Origin of the sequence: Streptomyces cirratus (assembly GCF_014650775.1) — a bacterium.
Lineage (GTDB): Bacteria > Actinomycetota > Actinomycetes > Streptomycetales > Streptomycetaceae > Streptomyces > Streptomyces cirratus.
In genome coordinates this window covers 132,698-154,294 of the sequence record NZ_BMVP01000003.1, presented here as the reverse complement: position 1 = coordinate 154,294, position 21,597 = coordinate 132,698, and the positions used below count along the sequence as shown (strand labels likewise).

Annotated in this window: 19 protein-coding genes; 5 read left to right on the top strand and 14 right to left on the bottom strand. The window is 71.9% G+C overall.

Features of this window, described 5'->3' with window-relative positions:
• Window positions 1-27: 27 nt before the first annotated feature.
• Window positions 28-2,217, bottom strand: a complete 2,190-nt coding sequence (gene katG, locus IE207_RS10295; RefSeq protein WP_190183774.1) for a catalase/peroxidase HPI — start codon at window positions 2,215-2,217, stop codon at window positions 28-30.
• 383 nt (window positions 2,218-2,600) lie between these two features.
• Between katG and IE207_RS10290 the strand changes: the two genes are divergently transcribed.
• Window positions 2,601-3,008, top strand: a complete 408-nt coding sequence (locus tag IE207_RS10290; RefSeq protein WP_190183773.1) for a hypothetical protein — start codon at window positions 2,601-2,603, stop codon at window positions 3,006-3,008.
• A 118-nt stretch (window positions 3,009-3,126) separates the two neighbouring features.
• Window positions 3,127-3,582, top strand: a complete 456-nt coding sequence (locus tag IE207_RS10285; protein WP_190183772.1) for a DUF7144 family membrane protein — start codon at window positions 3,127-3,129, stop codon at window positions 3,580-3,582.
• A 66-nt stretch (window positions 3,583-3,648) separates the two neighbouring features.
• Here IE207_RS10285 and IE207_RS10280 read toward each other — a convergent pair whose 3' ends face one another.
• The 11 genes from IE207_RS10280 to IE207_RS33750 all read right to left on the bottom strand — a co-directional run bounded on the left by IE207_RS10280 (window position 3,649) and on the right by IE207_RS33750 (window position 15,998).
• Entirely contained in the window at window positions 3,649-4,491 is an 843-nt protein-coding gene (locus tag IE207_RS10280) for a YhjD/YihY/BrkB family envelope integrity protein (RefSeq protein ID WP_229873609.1), read from the bottom strand.
• Window positions 4,492-4,563: 72 nt separating this feature from the next.
• Complete coding sequence (gene gap / locus IE207_RS10275) at window positions 4,564-5,562, bottom strand: type I glyceraldehyde-3-phosphate dehydrogenase (RefSeq protein WP_190183771.1); 999 nt, start codon at window positions 5,560-5,562, stop codon at window positions 4,564-4,566.
• A gap of 183 nt (window positions 5,563-5,745) precedes the next feature.
• Window positions 5,746-6,702 carry a GlxA family transcriptional regulator gene (locus IE207_RS10270; protein ID WP_190183770.1) on the bottom strand — a complete coding sequence of 319 codons (957 nt, stop codon included), beginning with the start codon at window positions 6,700-6,702 and terminating at the stop codon, window positions 5,746-5,748.
• Between the two features lie 72 nt (window positions 6,703-6,774).
• Window positions 6,775-7,194 (bottom strand): SSI family serine proteinase inhibitor, encoded by a 420-nt coding sequence (locus IE207_RS10265; RefSeq protein WP_190183769.1) that lies wholly within the window; start codon window positions 7,192-7,194, stop codon window positions 6,775-6,777.
• A gap of 562 nt (window positions 7,195-7,756) precedes the next feature.
• Entirely contained in the window at window positions 7,757-10,462 is a 2,706-nt protein-coding gene (locus IE207_RS10260; RefSeq protein WP_190183768.1) for a glycoside hydrolase family 2 protein, read from the bottom strand.
• Window positions 10,463-10,537: 75 nt separating this feature from the next.
• Window positions 10,538-10,972, bottom strand: coding sequence for a molybdopterin-dependent oxidoreductase (locus IE207_RS33060; protein ID WP_229873597.1), 435 nt, complete (start codon window positions 10,970-10,972; stop codon window positions 10,538-10,540).
• Window positions 10,973-11,221: 249 nt separating this feature from the next.
• Complete coding sequence (locus IE207_RS10250) at window positions 11,222-12,211, bottom strand: magnesium and cobalt transport protein CorA (RefSeq protein WP_229873593.1); 990 nt, start codon at window positions 12,209-12,211, stop codon at window positions 11,222-11,224.
• Window positions 12,212-12,291: 80 nt separating this feature from the next.
• Entirely contained in the window at window positions 12,292-12,882 is a 591-nt protein-coding gene (locus tag IE207_RS10245) for a TetR/AcrR family transcriptional regulator (protein WP_190183766.1), read from the bottom strand.
• A complete protein-coding gene (locus IE207_RS10240; RefSeq protein ID WP_190183765.1) occupies window positions 12,879-14,360 on the bottom strand; it encodes an MFS transporter in 1,482 nt (493 codons plus the stop codon). Before IE207_RS10240 ends, IE207_RS10245 begins: the two co-directional genes overlap by 4 nt.
• 157 nt (window positions 14,361-14,517) lie before the next feature.
• Window positions 14,518-15,201 carry a maleylpyruvate isomerase N-terminal domain-containing protein gene (locus IE207_RS10235; RefSeq protein WP_190183764.1) on the bottom strand — a complete coding sequence of 228 codons (684 nt, stop codon included), beginning with the start codon at window positions 15,199-15,201 and terminating at the stop codon, window positions 14,518-14,520.
• A gap of 62 nt (window positions 15,202-15,263) precedes the next feature.
• Window positions 15,264-15,998, bottom strand: a complete 735-nt coding sequence (locus IE207_RS33750) for a helix-turn-helix domain-containing protein (RefSeq protein WP_190183763.1) — start codon at window positions 15,996-15,998, stop codon at window positions 15,264-15,266.
• Between the two features lie 223 nt (window positions 15,999-16,221).
• On the opposite strand from IE207_RS33750, the gene IE207_RS10225 reads away from it, so the two are divergent.
• Genes IE207_RS10225 through IE207_RS10215 form a run of 3 tightly spaced genes read left to right on the top strand, consistent with a single transcriptional unit; the run spans window position 16,222 to window position 18,668 of the window.
• Window positions 16,222-16,884, top strand: a complete 663-nt coding sequence (locus IE207_RS10225) for a DUF4097 family beta strand repeat-containing protein (protein ID WP_190184198.1) — start codon at window positions 16,222-16,224, stop codon at window positions 16,882-16,884.
• Between the two features lie 30 nt (window positions 16,885-16,914).
• Complete coding sequence (locus tag IE207_RS10220; protein WP_190183762.1) at window positions 16,915-17,883, top strand: ATP-binding cassette domain-containing protein; 969 nt, start codon at window positions 16,915-16,917, stop codon at window positions 17,881-17,883.
• On the top strand, window positions 17,880-18,668 hold the full coding sequence (locus tag IE207_RS10215; RefSeq protein WP_190183761.1) for an ABC transporter permease: 789 nt from the start codon (window positions 17,880-17,882) through the stop codon (window positions 18,666-18,668). The genes IE207_RS10220 and IE207_RS10215 overlap by 4 nt, the downstream gene beginning before the upstream one ends.
• A gap of 127 nt (window positions 18,669-18,795) precedes the next feature.
• Here the strand turns inward: IE207_RS10215 and IE207_RS10210 are convergent, their stop codons facing one another.
• A complete protein-coding gene (locus IE207_RS10210; protein ID WP_190183760.1) occupies window positions 18,796-21,009 on the bottom strand; it encodes a GAF domain-containing SpoIIE family protein phosphatase in 2,214 nt (737 codons plus the stop codon).
• Window positions 21,006-21,425 carry an STAS domain-containing protein gene (locus tag IE207_RS10205; protein WP_190183759.1) on the bottom strand — a complete coding sequence of 140 codons (420 nt, stop codon included), beginning with the start codon at window positions 21,423-21,425 and terminating at the stop codon, window positions 21,006-21,008. Before IE207_RS10205 ends, IE207_RS10210 begins: the two co-directional genes overlap by 4 nt.
• Between the last annotated feature and the right edge of the window lie 172 nt (window positions 21,426-21,597).

Sequence of the window (21,597 nt, the reverse complement as noted above, 5' to 3'; positions counted from 1 at the left end):
TGCGGGTGGCCGGCCCGGACGACGGGCTCAGGCGAGGTCGAACCGGTCGAGGTTCATCACCTTGTCCCACGCGGCCACGAAGTCACGTACGAACTTCTCTCCCGCGTCCTGGGACGCGTAGACCTCCGAGAGGGCCCGCAGCTGGGAGTGCGAACCGAAGACGAGGTCGACGGCGGTGGCGCTCCACATCGTCTTGCCCGTGGCGGCATCCCGGCCCTCGAAGACGTTCTCCGTCGAGCCGGACGCCTTCCACTCGGTGCCCATGTCGAGCAGGTTGACGAAGAAGTCGTTGGTCAGCGTCCCGGGCCGGTGGGTGAAGACCCCGTACGGTGACCGGCCGAAGTTGGTGTTCAGGACCCGCATGCCGCCGACCAGGACCGTCATCTCGGGAGCGGTCAGCGTCAGCAGGTTGGCCCGGTCCAGCATGAGCGTCTCCGGCGACAGCTTCTCCCCCTCCCGCAGATAGTTGCGGAACCCGTCCGCCCTCGGTTCGAGGACGCCGAACGCCTCCACGTCGGTCTGCTCCTGCGAGGCGTCCGTGCGCCCCGGCGCGAACGGCACCGTGACCTCGTAACCGGCGTCCTTCGCGGCCTGCTCGACGGCCGCGCAGCCGCCCAGGACGATCAGGTCGGCGAGTGAGACCTTCTTCCCACCGGTCTGTGAACCGTTGAAGTCCTGCCGTACCTGCTCGAGGGTCTGCAACACCTCGGCCACCTCGGGCGAGTCGTTGACCTCCCACTGCCGCTGCGGCGCGAGCCGGATCCGCGCCCCGTTGGCCCCGCCGCGCTTGTCGGTGCCGCGGAAACTCGCCGCCGACGCCCAGGCCGTGGTGACCAGCTGGGGGACGGAGAGCCCCGAGGAGAGGATGCGGTCCTTGAGGGAAGCGACGTCCTCGGCCGAGACCAGCTCGTGGTCGACCTCGGGGACCGGGTCCTGCCACAGCTGCGGCTCGGCGATCCACGGGCCGAGGTAACGCGAGACGGGCCCCATGTCACGGTGCAGCAGCTTGTACCACGCCTTGGCGAACGCCTCCGCGAGCTCGTCCGGGTTCTCGTGGAAGCGCTTCGCGATCGGCCCGTAGACCGGGTCCACCTTCAGCGCGAGGTCCGTCGTCAGCATCATGGGTGCGTGCCTCTTCGACGGATCGTGGGCATCGGGCACCGTGCCCTGCGCCGACGGGTCCTTGGGGGTCCACTGCTTGGCACCGGCCGGGCTCGTCGTCAGCTCCCAGTCGTAGCGGAACAGGTTGTCCAGGTACCCGTTGTCCCACTTCGTGGGTGTGGAGGTCCACGCACCCTCCAGCCCGCTGGTGAGCGCGTCGGCGCCCTTGCCGCTGCCGTAGGTGTTCTTCCAGCCGAGGCCCTGCTGCTCGATGGGGCAGCCCTCGGGCTCCGGACCGATGTACTCGGCGGAGACCGCACCGTGGCACTTGCCGAACGTGTGGCCGCCGATGATGAGCGCGGCCGTCTCCTCGTCGTTCATCGCCATCCGCCCGAACGTCTCGCGGATGTCCCTGGCGGCGGCCATCGGGTCCGGGTTGCCGTTGGGACCCTCGGGATTGACGTAGATCAACCCCATCTGCACGGCACCGAAGGGACCGGCGAGTTCCCGGTCACCGCTGTAGCGCTCGTCCCCGAGCCAGGTGTCCTCCGGCCCCCAGAAGATCTCCTCGGGTTCCCAGACGTCCTCGCGCCCGAAGCCGAACCCGAACGTCTTGAAGCCCATCGACTCCATCGCGCAGTTGCCGGCGAAGACCAGGAGGTCGGCCCAGGAGATCTTCCGGCCGTACTTCTGCTTGACCGGCCACAGCAGACGACGGGCCTTGTCGAGGCTCGCGTTGTCCGGCCAGCTGTTGAGCGGGGCGAAGCGCTGGGCGCCGGCGCCGCCACCGCCCCGGCCGTCGGCGATGCGGTAGGTCCCCGCGGAATGCCAGCTCATCCGGATGAAGAGCGGTCCGTAGTGGCCGTAGTCGGCGGGCCACCAGTCCTGCGATGCCGTCATCACCTCGAAGACGTCCCGCTTGAGCGCGTCGAGGTCGAGCGTCGCGAACTCCGCCGCGTAGTCGAAGTCCTCGCCCATCGGGTTGGACAGGGGCGAGTGCTGGTGGAGCACTTGAAGGTCCAGCTGTTCCGGCCACCAGTCCCGGTTCGACTTGGGTCGGGTCGGCGTGGGGGTCGGGGAGGGGATTACCGGGTTTTCGCTTTCGCTGCCGGACACGTCCGTCCTTCTTCCTGTCTCGGGGTTTCCTTCTGCTGGCTGCTTGCTTGTGACGTCGGGTGCCCGCCGGATGCCGGGCGATGCGACCCGCGCGCCGTGAGCCCCGCCAGCTGGAAACGCCTCACCAGACCCGCGACGGTCAACGCGGGGGCTAGACCGGCCGGCGAGAGACCCATCCTCACGCACCGTCGCCGCCCGCCACCGCCTCGACACGGCCGCGCACCGCCTGTTCCTCGAGCCGGTCCGGCCGTGGACGGGCAGGGGCGCGGGCTCGGCCGGCCGGGCGGACCTACGGCGTGGACACCGCCCGGCCGTGGTCCGGTCCAGGACAGTGGCAGGGGGCCGGCCCCGGCCCCTGAAACCCGGAAGTATCGGAGGAGCCGGTGACGGCCGACAGAATGACCGGTCCGCAGCTCGCGCAGAGCCTGCTCCAGGACACGGACGACGAGAGCATCCGGGCCGCGACCCGCCTCCTGGGCGACCACGACGACGGCTTCTGGCTGCGGCGCCTCATGGAAGACCGGACACTCGAGACCGCCGCCGACAGGCCGCTGGTCAAACGCTCCGGGGCGCACCGGTCGGTCGACTGGGAGGCGCTCGGCCGCCTCATGCTCACCCTCGGGTGGTCCCGCCGGGCCTCCAGGAGCGAGGTCGCCGTGCTGGAGGTCGCGGCCTCCCTCGTCGGCGGGTGTTCCGTCCAGCTCCGGCAGGTCATCGAAGCGCTCGACGAAGCGCAGCTGCGGCTCGTCCTGCGGGCGATGGAGGAGGCGGCCTCCGGCAAGACCCCGTGACCGGCTGCCCACCGGACTTTCACCCGAATGGACGCGCTCCGGTGCCCTCGCCGGTGCACCCGCCGCATGCTGATCGCGGCGCCACATTCCGGCGCACCGCCCGATGAAGGAGCTTCTCGTGGCACAGCCTTCGACCCCGCAATCCTCCGCACGCGCCTCCCGCGGCGGCGATCCCTACAGCGGCCGTGGCGCCTGGGCGGCGGGCGGCACCCTGTTCGCAGGCGTCCTGCTCCTCGTGTACGGCGTCCTGGGCATCATCAAGGGCATCGCCGGCATCGCGAAGGACGACGTCTACGCGCGCCTGGGCCACTACGTCTTCAAGTTCAACCTGACCACCTGGGGCTGGATCCACCTCATCCTGGGCATCATCCTCGTCGTCGTCGGTGCCGGGCTCCTCAAGAAGGTGCTCTGGGCGCGGGTCGCGGGTGTGGTGCTGGCCGGGCTGGCCATCATCCTCGACTTCATGTGGCTGCCGTACACGCCGGTCTGGGGGATCATCTCGATCGCGATCGGCGTCTTCGTGATCTGGGCCCTGTGCAACACCCCGGACGGCCCTCGCTCCACCGCCGTCTGAGCCCGCACGACCACCGGCCGCGCCGGGGACGGCCCGCCACATCGGGCGGTCCCCGACGCGGCTCCCTCACGTCCGGGGCGGCGTGCGCAGCCGGCGCGCCGGCAGCGGCTCGTGGGCCACCACGTACCCCACGGAGATGGCCAGCGTGATGACGATGAAGAAGGCGATGAGCCAGGACAGCAGGACGAAGACCGAGCCGAGGGCGCCGAACTGCTGCATGCTCCGGTCCACCGCGCGGGGCATGTAGACCCGCGACCCCAGGGACAGCAGCTGCCCGCCGGTCCCGGCCAGCACCGCCCCCGGCAGCAGCGGCAGCCACGGCACCCGGCCGCCCAGCAGCAGGTGCTGGGTCCACCACCACAGCAGGGCGCTGCTGACCAGCGCGACGAGGAACCCGACGGCCATGCCCGCCCCGAACGCGTTCTGCACGGGCCCCTGGAAGAGCAGGGCACCGAGCCAGACGACGAGCCAGGCCAGCCACCGCCACGCGGCCAGCCGCGCCTTCGCCTTGGGCAGGTGCCAGGACCGCTCGCACGTCTTCTGCAGGGCGCGGCTGCAAGCGGTCGCCGACAGCAGGGTCACCAGGATCCCCACGGCACTGCTGCCCGCAATGGCCGTCGGGTCCGTGGCCGCGTACACCGCACGCACCTGGTCCAGTGCCGCGTCGGGCAGCCCCAGCGTCTCGCGGAGCGAGGAGATCAGCTCCTCCTTGACCCAGCCGGGTGCGACGGCGGCGACGACGAAGATCGCCGGCAGCGCCCCCAGGAAGGCCTGGGCGGCCAGCCGGGTCGCACAGTCAAGGACCCCGACGGCCGCGAGCTGCTCCAGCAGCCGGCCGAGCAGCGGGGTGTGCCTGCGCATCCAGCCCGGTACGGCGAGCCGGCGCATGCCAGTCTGCGGTTCGGGCACGGAAGGGACTCCTCATGGGCCGGTCTGTGACGGTGGCCGACCCACTCTCCCAGGAACGCTGCGTCCTCCGGTTCAGCCGGCGGCGAGGAGCGTGAGCGTGTCGATCACGCGGTTCGAGAAGCCCCACTCGTTGTCGTACCAGGCGACCACCTTGACGTGGCGGCCGTCGACCCGCGTGAGGGCCGAGTCGAAGATCGACGAGGCGGGGTTGCCCGTGATGTCGGACGACACGAGCGGGTCGTCCGAGTACTCCAGTACGCCCGCCAGCGGTCCCCGCGCCGCGGCGCGGTACGCCTCCAGCACGTCCTCACGCGTCACGTCGCGGGCCACGGTGGTGTTGAGCTCTACGATCGAACCCACCGGGACCGGCACCCGGATCGAGTCGCCCGACAGTTTGCCGTCGAGGTTCGGCAGCACGAGGCCGATCGCCTTGGCCGCGCCCGTCGTCGTCGGCACGATGTTGACGGCGGCGGCGCGGGCGCGGCGGGCGTCGCGGTGCGGACCGTCCTGCAGGTTCTGCTCCTGCGTGTAGGCGTGCACCGTCGTCATGAAGCCGTGCTCGATGCCCGCGAGCTCGTCCAGCACCGCGGCCAGCGGCGCGAGGGCGTTCGTCGTGCACGAGGCGTTCGAGACGATCGTGTGCACGGCCGGGTCGTACGCGTCGTTGTTGACCCCGTACGCGAGCGTGACGTCGGCGCCGTCGGACGGCGCGCTGACCAGGACCTTCTTCGCCCCCGCCTTGAGGTGGCCGCGGGCGGCCTCCGCGGACGTGAAACGGCCGGTCGCCTCGAGCACGATGTCGACGCCCAGCTCGGCCCACGGCAGCTGCTCCGGTTCCCGCTCCGCGAGCACCTTGATGCGGCGGCCGTCCACGACCAGGACGTTCCCGTCGACGGTCACCGGGCGGCCGAGCCGGCCGGACGTGGTGTCGAAGGCGAGCAGCCGCGCGAGGGTGGCGGGCTCGGTGAGGTCGTTGACGGCGACGACGTCGAGGTCGGTGTCCCGTTCGAGCAGTGCGCGCAGCACGTTGCGTCCGATGCGGCCGAAACCGTTGATGGCGATACGAGTCATGAGCGGTGTCCCCTTCTCTGTTCGCCCCCAGGTTCGCCCCCGGTACCAGCCCGGGACAGAGGCGCGATTGCCACGGTTCGAAAGGATCTCGCCAAAATGATCTCGTCAAAGGGGTCTGGCAGAGGATGTCGCCGACGGCTCGCCACGGTGCCCCCACCAGGCAGGACTTCTCCCCGCCCGCCCCTACCCGCCCCGGGTGAAAGTGCGCCGGTACTCGCTCGGCGTGGTGCCGAGGATGCGCTGGAAGTGCAACCGCAGGTTCGCCCCGGTGCCCAGCCCCACATCGGCGGCGATCTGCTCCACACTGCGCTGCGAACGTTCGAGCAGTTCCCGCGCCACGTCGATCCGGGCACGCATCACCCACTGCATCGGCGTGTACCCCGTGTCCTCGGCGAAGCGCCGCGAGAACGTCCGGGGCGACACCGCCGCGTGCCCGGCGAGCGCCTCCAGGGTCAGGGGTTCCCCGAGCTGGTGCAGCGCCCACTCCCGCGTCGCGGCGAACCGCTCGCCCAGCGGCTCGGGCACACTGCGCGGCACGTACTGTGCCTGGCCGCCACTGCGGTACGGGGCCGCGACCAGGCGCCGGGCCGCGTGGTTGGAGGCGGCGACACCGAGGTCACGGCGCAGGATGTGCAGACACAGGTCGATGCCCGAGGCGGCGCCCGCCGAGGTCAGCACGCTGCCTTCGTCGACGAACAGCACGTTCTCGTCGAGCCGGACGAGCGGATGCCTGGCCGCGAGCGCCCGGGCGTAGTGCCAGTGGGTCGTGGCGCGCTTGCCGTCGAGCAGGCCGGTGGCCGCGAGCGCGAACGCGCCCGTCGAGATGGCGGCGAGCCGCGCACCCCGGCCGTGGGCCGCGACCAGCGCGTCGAGCACCGCCCGCGGCGGGTCGTCCCGGTCCGGGAACCGGTAGCCGGGCACGAAGACGATGTCGGCCCACGCGAGGGCGTCGAGCCCGTGGGAGACGGAGTACGACAGGCCGTCCCCGCCGGTCACGGGGCCGGGTGCCGCTCCGCACACCCGCACCTCGTACGGCATGCTCGCCCGGGTGGTGAAGACCTGCGCCGGGATACCGACATCGAGCGGTTTCGCCCCGTCCAGGACGAGGACGGCGACACGGCGGAGGCGGGAGGCTGACACACGCCGAGGGTACGCGCAGCCGCCGTTGCGGTTGCGCCGCGTCCCGCCGTCCGCCGGGCTCGGCTACGGCCGTCAGAAGGCGAAGACGGGATTTCCGTTGAAGGTGGCGGACATCGCGCAGGCGTTGGCGAAGGTGTGCTTCCAGGAGATGCGGCTGCCCTGCCAGACCCCGTCCGCGGTGACGGTGACGGGGTCGTAGTGCATCGGGCAGACGCGGTGCCGGTCCGGGGCGGCCAGGAGCGTGTCGAGGCTGCCGGCGGTGGCGGCGAGCGCGGTACAGGCGGCCTTGGGGTCGGGGTGCGTGCCCTGGGCGGTCGGAGCGCAGCTGAGGGTGGCCGCCCGTACGACGGTGACCCCGTTCTCGCCCTGGCCCACGGCGAGGACCACCGCGGAGGGGGCGTACAGGCTGGCGGGCTTGGCCTCCGCGATGCCGGTGGCGCCGGCCACGGTGAGAAGGGCGGCAGCGGAGACGGCAGCGATGCGGTGACGCACGACGGACTCTCTTTCAATTCGAAGGTCAGATGCAGTACTTGGCTGCGTTCTGTCGACTGGACGCTGCTGAGTCTGTCGGGTGTGAAGGGGGCGCGCACATCGATGACCGATTTACAGACATCTCGTTCGATTATCGGTGACCGAACGGTCGTTCAGGCAGCTCAGGCCCAGGATGTGCCGTACGTGATCACGCTCGAACGGAGGGTGACACGTGGTCCGGCGTCCGTATTGGGGCCGGTTGACCCGCTGTCGGCCGCGCGCGGTTCACCGAACGTCCACCCAGGCTGACCGGATAGTGCCGGTTCACCGCCCGACGGTGTTCATCAGGATGATCGCCGAGAGGTCGGCGAGGATGACGGCCACGACGCAGACGATCACGGCCCAGGCCCTCTGTGACTCGTCCAGACTCACCCGTCACCTCCCGGCCGCGAGGCGCTGCCCGGGCACCCGGGAGCGGCACGCCCGCCTCCCGCCATGATGACCCGGTTCGTCCCGCGGCACATTTCATACGGTCGCGTGGTGATTGCCGTCCGGACGCGGCCGGGCAGGGAACCGGCCGCACTCACCGGGACACGGACGGCGGCGTGTTCCAGCCCGAGACGCGCAGCCGGGGCGCGGCGCCGCGCAGATCGGCGGTGCGGTAGGTCGCCGTCAGGGTGACCGACTCGCCCGGCCAGAGGGTGACCTGGTTGTCGCTCCACCGCACCGGCAGCACCGGCTCGCCCCGCGCCCCGACCAGATGTACGTCGGTCAGCAGTGCCGGCGTCCGGCCGTGGCCGGAGTGCCGCAGGGTCACCGTCGTCGTGGAGGTCCCCGCACCGTCCTGCGTCGTCGTCGCGGACGCGGCGACTGCCGCCCGCTCCATCGAGCTCAGCCCGCGCAGGTCGGCGTAGGAGGTGGCGGGCGTGTGGTACCAGTCGGTGTCCGCGTAGTCGAGCACGTCCTCCTCCGTGGAGAGCCAGTACACGTTCCGGCTCACCTCGTGCCCGGCGTCGTCCGTGAGCAACAGCCGGGCCAGGTACGTCGTGGACAGGCCCGGGACACGCGCGGGGACCGCCAGCGCGGTGGTGGCCGTGCCGCCGCCCGCGACGCGCAGGCCGGTCACCGCCCGGTCGTACCGCCGCACACCGTCGGTGGAGAAGAGCGTCACGCGGGCCGTCAGGCGGGAGGCCGGGGAGGTCCGGTTGTTGACGACCGATACCGAGCGGTCGTCGTACCCGTACTGGACGTGCAGCGGCTCGTTCGCCTTCTTCGCGCCGAAGTAGGCGCCGCCCTGGTCGAGGTAGCGGTCCACCAGCTGCCAGTGCAGGGAGGTCCAACCGCTGTTGAACATCCAGTACACCACTCCCGTCGACGGCGCGGAGGCGTCCTTGGCGTTGCGGGCGTAGGCCTCGAACTGGGCGCGGACGTTCTCGTACTGGGCGAGCTGCGCCTTGCGGACGTAGTCCTCCAGGCCGGTCGGGGCGCCGTAACGGGCCGCCAGGGCGGTGTCGTACAGCTCGAGGGTCGCGAAGACGGCCGAGGGGGAGCGGTGGTACTGGGCGGCGGACGGCTCCTGCCACAGCGACTCCAGCTCGGCCGGGGACATCATGCGGCGCAGCGTGTCGAGGGTCGGGACGTCCGGCCCGGCGCTGGTCTCGGAGTTGAAACCGGTCGCGCCGCCCGCCCGCTTCTCGTACCAGTACCCGGGTGGCACCCAGTCGTACGGGCCGGTCATCCGCATCCCGGAACGCCCGGTGAGCGGCGCGGAGGCGTCGGAGGCCGCGGCCACCACCGGGGCCCTCCAGTCGGCGGCCCGCAGCGCGTCGACGTAGCCCCGTTCGATCTCCGCGTTCGGTGCGGCGTCGCTGCCGATCAGGAAGGAGATCACGCTCGGGTGCCGGCGGAGCCGGGCCGCCTCGGCGGCCATGGAGGCCCGGGCGACCAGGTGATCGGCGGCGTCCCACCCCTCCCCGCTCCCCTCGCCGTTGACCTCGCCCTCCCACTTGTCGCAGCACTCCCAGCCGGGCAGCGTCAGGATCCCGTACCGGTCGGCGAGGTCGAAGAACTCGTCGGGTTCGATGTGCCCCTCCAGGCGCAGGGTGTTCAGGCCCAGGTCGAGGGCGTACCGCAGCCGGTCCTCCGCGTAGGTGCGGTCCCAGCGCAAGAACGCGTCGGGAGACCAGCCGGCCCCCTTGATCAGGAGCGGGCGCCCGTTGATCACGTACTGGCGGGCGCCGTCGGCGTTGAGGGGCGCCCGCACATCGCGGATACCGAAGGAGGTGTGGGCGGTGTCGGAGGCCGCACCTTGCACGGTCGCGGTCAGGTGGAGCCCGTAGAGGGGCTGGTGGCCCATCGCGGCCGGCCACCACACGCGGGGCGAGCGCAGCCGGAGCGCGGGGTGGTCGGCGGGGGAGAAGACGACGGTCTTCGTCTCGTGCGGGGCGAGGGTGACGCGCCGGCTGACGGCGGCCGGACCGGCCGTGCCGGACACCGTGGCGGTGACGGTACGGGCGCTGTCGTTGCGCACCCGGGCCTTGACGGTCAGCTCGGCCGAGGACAGCGAGGGCAGCGCCAGGGCGCTCACCACGTGCGCGTCGCGCAGGGCGACCGGCCCGCTGCGGCGCACGGTGACGTCACGGACGATGCCCATGTTGCGGTCGGGCGGCGGCTGGATCCAGTCGAGCCAGCCCATCGTCAGGTGCTTGCGCGGATCGTTGGGCCGGACCCGGAAGGCGACGGTATTGGTGCCCGCCCGGACCAGCGCGGTGATGTCGAGCTCGTGCCGGGTGTAGGCGCCGGCGACGGTGCGCGCGGTGGCGACCGGGCGGCCGTTGACGAACACGTCGGCGGCGGAGACCACCCCGCTGAAATCGAGGTGGGTACGGGCCGTGGTGTCGGCGACGGCGAAATCGGACCGGTACCACCAGGGCGCCGCGAAGTCCGAGCTCGGGATGAGCCGCTGGCGGGTGGAGTAGAAGGGGTCCGGGTAGGCGCCCGCGGCGAGGAGGGCCGCGAGGACGGTGGAACGCGGGCCCGCCGGATACCACCCGGCCGCCGGATAGCCGGGGCTGGACACCGCTGCCGCGGAGTCTTTGACCTTCGCCGCCGCCTGGACCGCGTACCCGGCCAGGGCCGTCACACTGCCGGGGAGCGGGGCGACGACGGTCACCGGGGAACCCGGCACCGGCCCGGTCCGCGGCACGGGAGCCGCCCCGGACGCCCCGGCGGCGAGCGCGAGCGCCAGGGCCGGACCGGCGAGGACGAGGGCAAGACGGCGAACGGACACGGCACCTCCCGCAAGGGGTATATCCGTCTTCGCCCGGCCACACCCCGCCGCCACGCCCACGCGGGCACCAGCGGCTCACCGCCCCGGGCTCGGCGGCGACAGTGCTCCGAACCACACGTGGGTGACGGCGCTGACGTACCGCGCCCCGCACCGGTCCGACGGAACCACCCGCTGCGCGCCCGCCCCGTCGAGGTCCGCCCCGTCGAGCCGGGCGGCGAGCAGGACCGGGGCACCGCCGAAGTCGGCGTCCAGTTCGGCCCAGGACAGCACGGTGTGGTGCCCGTCCCCGCCGCTGACCGCCAGCAGGAAGCGGCTCCGGTCCTCGCGCCGCCGGGCGGCTCGTACCGCGCACTCGCCGCGACCTCGGGCAACGCCCTGGCCGAGGCACTGGCGCACCTGGACGCAGTCCCGTACGCGGTGGCCGGAACGCTGGCCGTGCTCCACGAGGACCCGGCCGGCGGGGGCGACCAGGCGGCCGGCTCCGCCCGGGGTGGCCGCTGCTCCAGGCATGCGGGGCCCGGGGACGGACCTGCGCCCCGGCACAGGCGCGCGGGCCGCCGGGACCGAGGGCCCGGTTCGCCCTCACGGCGGCGGACGCGGAGGTTGCGGTGCGCGGGGGTCGAGCAGCTGGACACCCTCGCCGAACTGCTGGCGGGCGTACCGGCCGAGGGGATGCTGCGCGAGACCCTGGAGGTCTTCCTGGCCGACAACTGCTCCGGACCGGGATCCGTCCCGCGCCCCGACGGGCCCGCCGTCGGCCTAGAGCCAGCCGTTGCGGCGGAAGGCGCGGTAGAGGAGTCCGGAGGCCAGCGCCATGAGAGCGAGGGCGAGCGGATAGCCGTAGGTCCAGCCGAGCTCGGGCATGTGCTCGAAGTTCATCCCGTAGACACCGGCGACCATGGTCGGGATCGCGAAGATCGCTGCCCAGGCCGAGATGCGGCGCATGTCGTCGTTCTGCCAGGTGCCCACCCGCGCCTGCTGTGCGTCCAGGACCGAGGTCAACAGCTCGTCCAGGGACCGGACCTCGGTGTCCGCGCGGCTCAGATGGTCGGCGACATCGCGGAAGTAGGGCAGCACCTTGGGCGGCGGGCTCTGCCCGTCCTGCACCGGGCCGGCCGGCAGCCCGTGCAGTACGGGGACCAGGGGCTGGACCGCGTCACGGAACTCCCGCACCTCCCGCTTGAGGGAGTAGATCGCCTCGGTGTGGTCGACGCGGGAGGTGGAGAAGACGCAGTCCTCCAGCGCGGTGAGCGCGGCCCGCACCTTGTCGGCGCTGTCGCTGTAGGCGTCCACGACCACATCGAGCACGGCGTGCAGGACGGACAGCGGGCCGAAACGCAGCATGCCCGGGTCCGCGTCGAGCCGGCGCGCGGCTTCGGCGGCCGGGTCGACCGGACCGTGCCGCACGGTGAGCACGTACCGGGGGCCGACGAAGACCATCAGCTGCCCCGTCTCCACCGCCGTGTCCGCATCGACGTACCAGAGCGTCTTGAGCGCGACGGCCAGCACGTCACCGAAGCGCTCACGCTTGGGGCGCTGCCGTGCCTGGACCGCGTCCTCGACCGCGAGGGGGTGCAGGCCCAACTCCTCGGCCAGCTGCACCAGTTCCGCCTCGGCCGGATCGACCAGGCGCACCCAGCCGAACTCGCCCTCACCCAGCCCGCGCAGCCGCTTCAACACCAGCTGGCAGGTCTCGTCCTCCAGTCCGCACTCCACGCTCTCCGACCGGCCGGACCGTTCCTCGTACATCACGCATTCCATCCCACGCACATGCTTCGACGCGCCGATTTCATGCGCTGGGAGCGGACCTGTACGCGCCCGGCCCGGGGTCAGGCGCCGTCGATGAGCCGCTGGAGGCCGGGCGCGTACAGGTCCGCGAGGCGTTCGGCGGTGGCGTGCGAGCCGGCGCCGTCCGGCCGGTGCAGGCTCAAGGTGGCGCCCAGACCCAGCAGCTGTCCGGCGATGAGCTCGGCCCGCAGCTGCGCGTCCGGTCCGGTCAGCGCCGCGGCCAGCCGGTCGGTGACCTGTTCGCGAAACCGCGCGCGGAGCAGGGTGCGCTCGTCCTCGATGCCGAGGGAGAAGACGACCCGCAGCAGCGGGTCCCCCCGAAACCGCTCACGCAGCTCGACCATGGTCAGGACCAGGTGCCGTCCCAGCGCGGACGGCGGAGCGGCGAAGAGCTCGTCGGCGGCCGAGCGGAAATCGACGACGGTGTTGAACAGGGCTTCCTTGCTGCCGAACCGTTTCACGATCAGCGACGGGCTCACCCCGGCGGCGGCGGCGATGCCGCGCATCGTGACCTCGGCGTACGGCCGCAGCGTGAACGCCCGCCGTGCGGCCCGCACGATGGCCTCACGTCCGGTCTCGGCACCCGCCTGCGCATCGGCCGTGGCGGCGACGGACCCGTCGGTGCTGCTCATGCGCCCTCCTGGGCGGCGGTCACGGACGCTGACACCGTGACCGTACCGCCCTCGCAGCCGCGGCCGCGCAGCGCACCGCGCCCGGGCCGGTCCGACGGCAGGAACAGCGTGGCGCCGAGAGCCGCGAGCGCGGCTCCGCCGGCGATCAGGAAGATCAGCAGGTAGGCGTGCAGGGTCGGGGCGGTGCGGCCGCCGGCCACGAACGTCACGTGGGCCAGCACGGCGGCGACCACCGCGCTGCAGCAGGCCTGGCCGACCGAACGCATCAGGGTGTTCAGCCCGTTGGCCGCCGCCGTCTCGCTCACCGGCACGGCCCGCATCACGAGCGCGGGCAGCGCCGAGTACGCGATCGCCGTACCGGAAGCGACGACGGTGGCACCGGCCACGATCAGCCAGAGACTGTGGCTGGTGAAGAAGCGGACCACGTAGCCGACGGCCATGACGACGGCGGCGAGCGCGAGCGCGGTACGGGGCCCGTAGGCGGCGGAGATCCGCGCCGAGACGGGAGAGAGGGCCACCATGGCCAGGCCGCCGGGCAGCAGGCACAGTCCGCTCACCACGATGGAGGCGCCGAGCCCGTACCCCGTGCTGGTGGGCTCCTGCACCATCTGGCCGGTGACCAGGGAGTTGGCGTAGAAGGCGAAACCGATCAGCAGGGCCGCGACGTTCGTGAGCAGCACGGCGGGCCGGGCGGAGACCCGCAGGTCCACCATGGGGGAGGGGGCGCGCAGTTCGAACCGTCCCCAGAGCAGGCCCACGGCCACCGAGGCCCCGAACAGGCCCAGCGTGCGCGCCGAGGTCCAGCCCCAGTCCGCGCCCTGGGTGATCGCGAGCAGCAGCCCGACGAGGAAAGCGCTCAGGCCCACCGTGCCCAGGACGTCGAAGCGCCCGCGGGAGCGCACCGCGGACTCGGGGACGATCCACAGCACGAGGAGCAGATCGAGCAAGCCGAGGGCGGCCGATGCCCAGAACATGGTGTGCCAGTCGAAGTTCTCGATGACCAGCGCGGCCACCGGCAGGCCGATCGCCGCACCGATGCCGAGGGTCGAGCTCATGAGGGCGATCGACGACAGCACCCGGTCGGCGGGGAGTTCGTCGCGGATGATGCTGATGCCGAGGGGGATCACCGCGAGAGCCGCGCCCTGGAGGGCGCGGCCGGTGATCAGCACGCCGATGTGGGAGCTGACCGCGCAGAGCACGGAGCCGACGGTCAGCACCCCCAGCGAGGCGAGCAGTACGCGTCGCTTCCCGTACATGTCACCCACGCGGCCGAGCACCGGGGTGAAGACCGCACCGGTGAGGAGGGTGATGGTCACCAGCCAGCCCGCGGCGCCCGGACTGGCCCCCGTCAGGTCGGGGACGTGCGGCAGCAGCGGGACCACCAGCGTCTGCATGACGGCGACGACCACGCCGCAGAAGGCGAGTACGGGTACGACGGCCCGGGGGCGCGGGCCGGGTACGGATATCGCGGGGGGCATGCTGCTCCAGACCGGGGCGGGAACGGGACACAGCCGGGGTGCACAACTGTTCACCCCAAGGGTAAACGATTGTGCACCCCAGGGACCGTGCACCTCCAGGAGCCGTGCACTCCAATGGATCGTGCCCGCCCCGCGCCGTCCCGTCGGGCCCGCCGGGCTATGCGAACAGCGGGAAGCGGGCCGCGTCCGCGCCCAGGCGGGCCCTGTCGGCGTCCGACAGCGTCGCGCGTCCGGTCGCCACCCGCGCGTAATGCGCGTCGTCCCACGGCAGCGGCACCGGGCGGCCGAGCAGTCCGTCCAGCGTGCGGCGCACTTCGCCGAGCCCTTCGGCCGAAGGCCCGGGTGCGTCGGGGAGGGACAGCACGAGGTCGAGATGGTGGATCGTCGCCTCGACGGCCAGCGTGCGGATCAGATCGCCGGCGAACAGTACGTGGCCTTGAGTGGCGACCGGCCGGCCGGCCGAAGCGCCCGCCGCGGCGTCCACCATGGCGGCCACGGTCTCGGAATACAGCTCACACAGTTGGTCGACCTGCAAGAACATGCTGGCGACGACCCGGTTGAACCTACGGCCGTTGGCCGCACCGACGGGTTCCGGCCGCCAGTCCTCCCAGTAGGTCACCGCGTCACGGTCCGGCGGCCGTTCGACGGGCGTGTGCAGGGCGACCAGGCCGCGTTGCGCGTCACCCACGCAGTGGAAGACGAGGTCGCGGACCGACCAGCCGGCACAGCCGGTCGGCAGCCACGACCGCTCATCCGTGACGGTCTTGACGACTGCGTCGAACGCACCGTAGGCCGCGCGCAACACATCGGCCGACGGCGGTACTTCCTTCTCGTGAGGCATGCACGCGAGGGTAAGGCGCCGCCCCTGCGCGAACAATCACCCCCTCCCACCGAGCGAGACGGTCAAGCACCGTCCGAAGTCGATTCCGCCTTCGTGTGGAGCACGTCGCGGGCCTGCTCCGCGGCGCGGGCGAGGCTCTCGGCGACGAAGTCGAGGAAGCGGGCGACGTTCTCCAGGCGGACGGCGGCCGGGGTGCCGGGACCGAGGATGCCGACGCCCTGCCGTGAGATCTCGACCTGCTCGGTGAGGGCGCGGACGCTGGCCTCCATCGAGTGGTACCAGAGGTTCTCGTCGATGACATAACGCTCCCGGCGGCGTTCGTCGCGCTCCCGGCGGACGAGGGCCTGGCTCTCCAGGAAGGCGATCGACTTGGAGATGGAGGCCGGGCTGACCTGGAGGCGCTGGACCAGTTCGGCGGCGGTCATGCTGCCGGAGTCGGTGGTGAGGAGGCAGACCATCACCCGCGCCATCATCTTGTTGGACAGGCCCGACTGCATCATGACCGTGGTGAACCGCTCCTCGTACTCGGCCACGGCCTCGGGGTCGCGGCCGTGCGGCAGGGCGGCCTCCTCCGCTCCCCGGGACGAGGCGGGCTTTCGCCGGTGGGCGCGGCGTTCGGTGGCGCGGTGGGCCAGGTCGGCGCGGTAGGCCGTGGGGCCGCCGTTGCGCATCACCTCACGCGTGACCGTCGAGGTCGGGCGGTCCAGACGTCGTGCGATCTCGGCGTAGGCCAGGCCGTCGGCCAGCCCCAGCCCGATCTGCTGGCGTTCCTGCTGGGTGAGCCTGCCTCCCGGCATCGCGGTCTCCTTTGTTCGGCTAGGGCTGCCGCCAGCATAGCGTTCAGCTTCATTCATTGCAACGAACTGACACCCGGTGTTGCATTAACGTTGAGATCGGTTGCAACGAAATATAGGCTCCGAGCTGGGGAAACAGTGTTTTCGCGCAACGAACATATTGAAGCTTCTTTGAATGCAACGTAGCTTTTCGTCCATCGGAAACAACGAGTCGCAGGAGACCACGATGCAGAAGTTCGCCACCACCGCCCCCATCTCCGCCGTCCTCGACATCCCCGCCGGGCGAGTCCAGATCATCGCCGCCGACCGTGCCGACACCACCGTCGAGATCCTCCCCGTGAACGCCTCGAAGAGCCGCGACGTGAAGGCAGCGGAGCAGACCACGGTCGAGTACGCCGAGGGAGTCCTGCGGGTCGAGGTACCCGTGCGGAACCAGCACTTCGGCCCCTCCGGATCCATCGAGGTGACCGTCCAGTTGCCCGCCGGTTCCCGCGTCGAGGCGAAGGCCGCCAGCACCGAGTTCCGGGCCGTCGGCCGCCTCGGCGACATCACCTTCGACGGCGCGTACCGCCAGATCAAGATCGACGAGGTCGCGAGCCTTCGCCTCACCGCGACCGACGGCGACGTCGAGGTCGGCCGGCTCGGGGGACCCGCGGAGATCAGCACCGCGAGGGGCGACATCCGGATCGCCGAAGCCGTACGCGGCAAGGTCGTGCTGAGCACCCACCAGGGCGACATCTCGGTCACCGCCGCCCCCGGCGTCTCGGCCTCCCTCGACGCCGGCACCTCCTACGGCCGCATCAGCAACCACCTCAAGAACGACGGGGCCACCGAGCTCGACATCCAGGCGACCACCTCCCAGGGCGACATCACCGCCCGCAGCCTCTGACCCGCAGCCCGGAAAGAAGGAGCACTCCCCATGACCAGCTTGGCCATCGCGGCGAACGGGCTGCGCAAGTCCTATGGCGACAAGACCGTCCTCGACGGCATCGACCTGGCCGTCCCGGAGGGAACGATCTTCTCCCTGCTCGGTCCGAACGGCGCCGGCAAGACCACCGCGGTCAAGATCCTCTCGACCCTCATCACCGCCGGCCCCGCCTCCGGTGAGATCCGCGTCGCCGGCCACGACCTCGCCACCGACCCACAGGCGGTCCGCGCCGCGATCGGCGTCACCGGACAGTTCTCCGCCGTCGACGGCCTGATCACCGGTGAGGAGAACATGCTCCTCATGGCCGACCTCCACCACCTCTCCAAAGCCGAGGGACGGCGCGTCTGCGCCGCACTCCTGGAGCGGTTCGACCTCACCGACGCCGCGAAGAAGCCCGCATCCACCTACTCCGGCGGCATGAAGCGCCGCCTCGACATCGCCATGACCCTGGTCGGCGACCCGCGGATCATCTTCCTCGACGAGCCCACCACCGGCCTCGACCCGCGCAGCCGCCACAACATGTGGCAGATCATCCGCGAGCTCGTCACAAACGGCGTCACCGTCTTCCTCACCACCCAGTACCTGGAGGAGGCCGACCAGCTCGCCGACCGCATCGCCGTGCTGAACGACGGCAAGATCGCCGCTCAGGGCACTGCCGAGGAGCTCAAGCGCCTGATCCCCGGCGGCCACGTCCGGCTCCGCTTCTACGACCCGTCCACGTACCGCAGTGCGGCCCGCGCACTGCGCGAGGCCTCCCGGGACGACGAGGCCCTCGCCCTGCAGATCCCGAGCGACGGCAGCCAGCGCGAGCTGCGTTCCATCCTCGACTGGCTGGACTCGGCCGGCATCGAGGCCGACGAGCTGACCGTGCACACCCCCGACCTCGACGACGTCTTCTTCGCCCTGACCGGCTCCACCGTGCCCGCCCAGAACAACCAGACCGAGGAGAACGTCCGATGAGCTCCCTGCCCCTCGCCGTGCGCGACTCCGCCACCATGCTGCGCCGCAACCTCCTGCACGCGCGCCGCTACCCGTCCCTCACCCTGAACCTGCTGCTCACGCCCGTCATGCTGCTGTTGCTCTTCGTCTACATCTTCGGCGACACGATGAGCGCGGGCATCGGCGGCGGCGCCGACCGCTCCGCGTACATCGCCTACGTCGTCCCGGGCATCCTGCTGATGACCATCGGCAGCACCGTCATCGGCGCCGCGGTGTCCGTCGCCACCGACATGTCCGAGGGCATCATCGCCCGCTTCCGCACGATGGCGATCCACCGAGGCTCCGTACTCATCGGGCACGTCGTCGGCAGCGTCCTGCAGTCGGTCGCCAGCGTCCTCCTCGTCGGCGCCGTCGCCGTGGCCATCGGCTTCCGGTCCACGGACGCCACCGCCCTGGAATGGCTGGCGGCGATCGGGCTGCTCGCACTCTTCGCCCTGGCGCTCACCTGGATCGCGGTCGGAATGGGCATGGCCAGCCCGAACGCCGAGGCGGCCAGCAACAGCGCCATGCCGCTCATCCTGCTGCCGCTCATCTCCAGCGCGTTCACCCCCATCGACGCGATGCCGGGCTGGTTCCAGCCGATCGCCCGGTACCAGCCCTTCACCCCCGCCATCGAAACCCTGCGCGGCCTGCTGCTCGGCAGCGAGATCGGCTACAACGGATGGCTCGCGGTGGCCTGGTCCATCGGCCTGGCCGCACTCGGTTACCGCTGGTCGACGTCGAAGTTCAACGCCGACCCGAAGTAACCGCCATGACAGTGGGAGTCACCTCCCCGGTCCGTCCCGCCCGAGGGCGGCGTCCCCCGACACCACGTCGGCACGCCGCCCCGTCGGCATGAGCGGCCCCCGTCGGCCTTCGAGCCGGCCGGCCGGGTCAGGTCGCGGTCAGGACGAGGACGGCCTGGTCGTCGTCGATGTCGTGGCCGCCCGTGAAGGCCTGCACGGCCCGGGTGAGGACGTCGATGACGTCGTGCGCGGCAGTGCGGTGCGCGCCGCCGGTCAGGGCGGCCGCGAGGCGTTGCTCGCCGAACTGCTCGCCGGAACCGTCGCGGGCCTCGGTGATCCCGTCCGTGTAGAGCAACAGGCTTTCCCGCGGGCTCAGATGGAGGCGGTGGACGGTCACGGCGGGGTCCGCCGTGATGCCGAGGAGCGCACCGGGCGCGTCGACGGTGTGCACCGTCCCGTCGGTGCCGAGGACGAGCGGCAGGGTGTGACCGGCGCGGACCAGGCAGACGTCCAGCCCGTCGGGGGTGGGGGTGAGCTGACCGTAGACGAGGGTGACGAATCCGGTGCCGTGGCTGTCGGGCCGGTTGAGCAGCGCCCGGTTGACGGCTTCGACTACGGCGTCCGGACCGGGCAGGAGGGGCGCGACGGCGCGGGCGGTGTGGCGGACCAGGGCGGTGGTCGTGGCGGCGATGGCTCCCCGTCCGCAGACGTCACCGAGCAGGAACGCCCAGCGGCCGTCGTCGAGGGGGAAGACGTCGTAGAAGTCGCCGCCGACGTCCAGGCCCTCGCCGGCGGGGTGGTAGTAGGTGGCGACGTCGGCGCCGGGCACGGCGGGCAGATCGGGCAGCAGCAGTCCGGCTTGCAGGTCACGGGCGAGGGTGACGCGGTGGGTGTACTGGCGGGCGTGGCGGGCGGCCAGCGCGGCGCGCCGGGCGAGTTCCTCGGCGAGGGCGACGGTGTGGCCGTCGAAGGGGTGCTCGCCGGTGGACAGCAGGGTCAACGTGCCGAAGGCACTGCCCCGGTCCATCAGGGGAATGCACATGTAGCCGGTGACGCCCAGCTCCTGCCAGGGGCCGGACCCGGTGGGCGTGCGGCGCGCGACCTCCCTCATGCCGGAGGCCAGCACGCGGGCGACGGTGTTGTCGGCGGCGTCGTGGACCGGGAGGTGCGAGGCCAGCAGGTCCTGCTGCCCCTTCGTGGGCGCGGCGGTGGCGATGCGGTGCACCCGTCCGCCTTCGACGACGTCGACCGCGCACAGCGGCGCCAGCTGCGGGGTGCAGAACGCGGCCAGGCGCTGGAGGGTCTGGGTGGCGTCCAGGTCGCTGGTCAGGGCGGTACTGGCCTTCAGGAGGAAGGCGAGGTCGGCGCGGGCCGCCGTCTCCCGGGCCTCGGCGGCCTGTCGCGCCTGTTCGGCCTGCTGGCGTTCGACGGCCAGGGCCACGGTGTCGGCGAAGACCCGGGCCAGGGCGAGGTCGGCTTCCTGCGGCGCGCGCGGGGTGCGGTGGTACATGGCGAAGGTGCCCAGCAGTGAGCCGTCGCGGGCGAGTACCGGGGTGGACCAGCAGGCGGCGAGTCCCGCCTTCTCGGCCAGGTCACGGAAGTCGTCCCAGAACGGGTCGGTGGCGATGTCGGTCACGATCACCGGCCGGCGGCGGTGGGCGGCGGTGCCGCAGGAGCCGACGCCTTCCCCGGTGGCGATGCCGTCGATGGCCTCGTTGTAGAAGTCGGGCAGGCTGGGCGCCGCGCCGTGCCGCAGGTGCCGGCCGTCGGCGTCGGCCAGCAGGACGGAGACCAGCACTTCCTCGGGCGCCAGGTCCTCTATGACACGGGCCATGCCCTCGAGGACCTCGGGCAGCGGTGCCTGGCGCGCGATCTGCTCCAGCAGCGCGCGGTGCTCGGCCGTCAGCCGCTGGGCGTGCTTGACCTGGGTGGTCTCCACCCCGATCACCCGCACACCCATGGTGTTGCCGCCGGCGTCCACGCGGGGCTCGTAGGTGAAGTCGAAGAACGCCTCCCGCGCCGCCGCCCCCTCACCCAGCACGACCCGGGCATCCCTGCCGATGTGGGCCTTGCCGGTGCGGTAGACCTGGTCCAGGAGGGCGAGGAAACCCTGGTCGGCGAGTTCGGGCACCAGCTGTCCGAGGGGCACGCCGGTGCGGGTGCGCTCACCCCCGCCGATCGCGGCGAAGAACGCCGGGTTCGCCGCCTCCAGCATGTGCGCCGGTCCGGCGAGGGAGGCGAACACGGCCGTCGACTGCCCGAATAGGGCCCGCAGGTCCTCCTCCGCCCTGCTTTCGCCGTTCGTCCGCGCCCTTCGCGTCCCGGCGGACTGCGCTGCCTTCCGCCCCGGTACGCGCGTCATGTGCCCTGCCCCCCACTCGGCTGTACCGGTTTGTCAGCGCCCGCAGCGCCCGGAGCAACGATCTCACGGCCGCCCGTGCCCGCGACCAGGGCGTCGGACACGTCCGCGTGGACGGAGAAGACCTGGTCAAGTCCGGTCAGCGAGAACAGACGGGCCACCGAATCCGGCACGCACGCCAGCCGCAGCGCCCGGCCCTGAGCGGACAGCTGCTGGAAGAACCGCACCAGGGCGCCGACACCGGACGAGTCACAGAACTCCAGGTCGGAACAGTCGGCCACGACGGGCCCCACCCCCGGGCCCCTGCCCAGCTCCTGCTCCCCGGCCTCGTGCAGCTGCACCACGCTTTCGAAGTCGAGCTCCCCGCGCAGTGCGAACACCACACCCCGCGCGTCCTGCCTGACGACCACCGAGAACACCCTCAGCTTCCTCCGTATGAAACGCGCTCCGCCAAACCCCCTCATGGTAATGACCGCCCCCCACCCGCCGGGCGTACAGGGGTGGCGGGCACGAACGGGGGAGGCGTGACGTTTCTGCGCCGTGGCGGGGCCGTCCCGGATGCGGGCCCCGTGGCCGTCGGCGGGCGTGTGC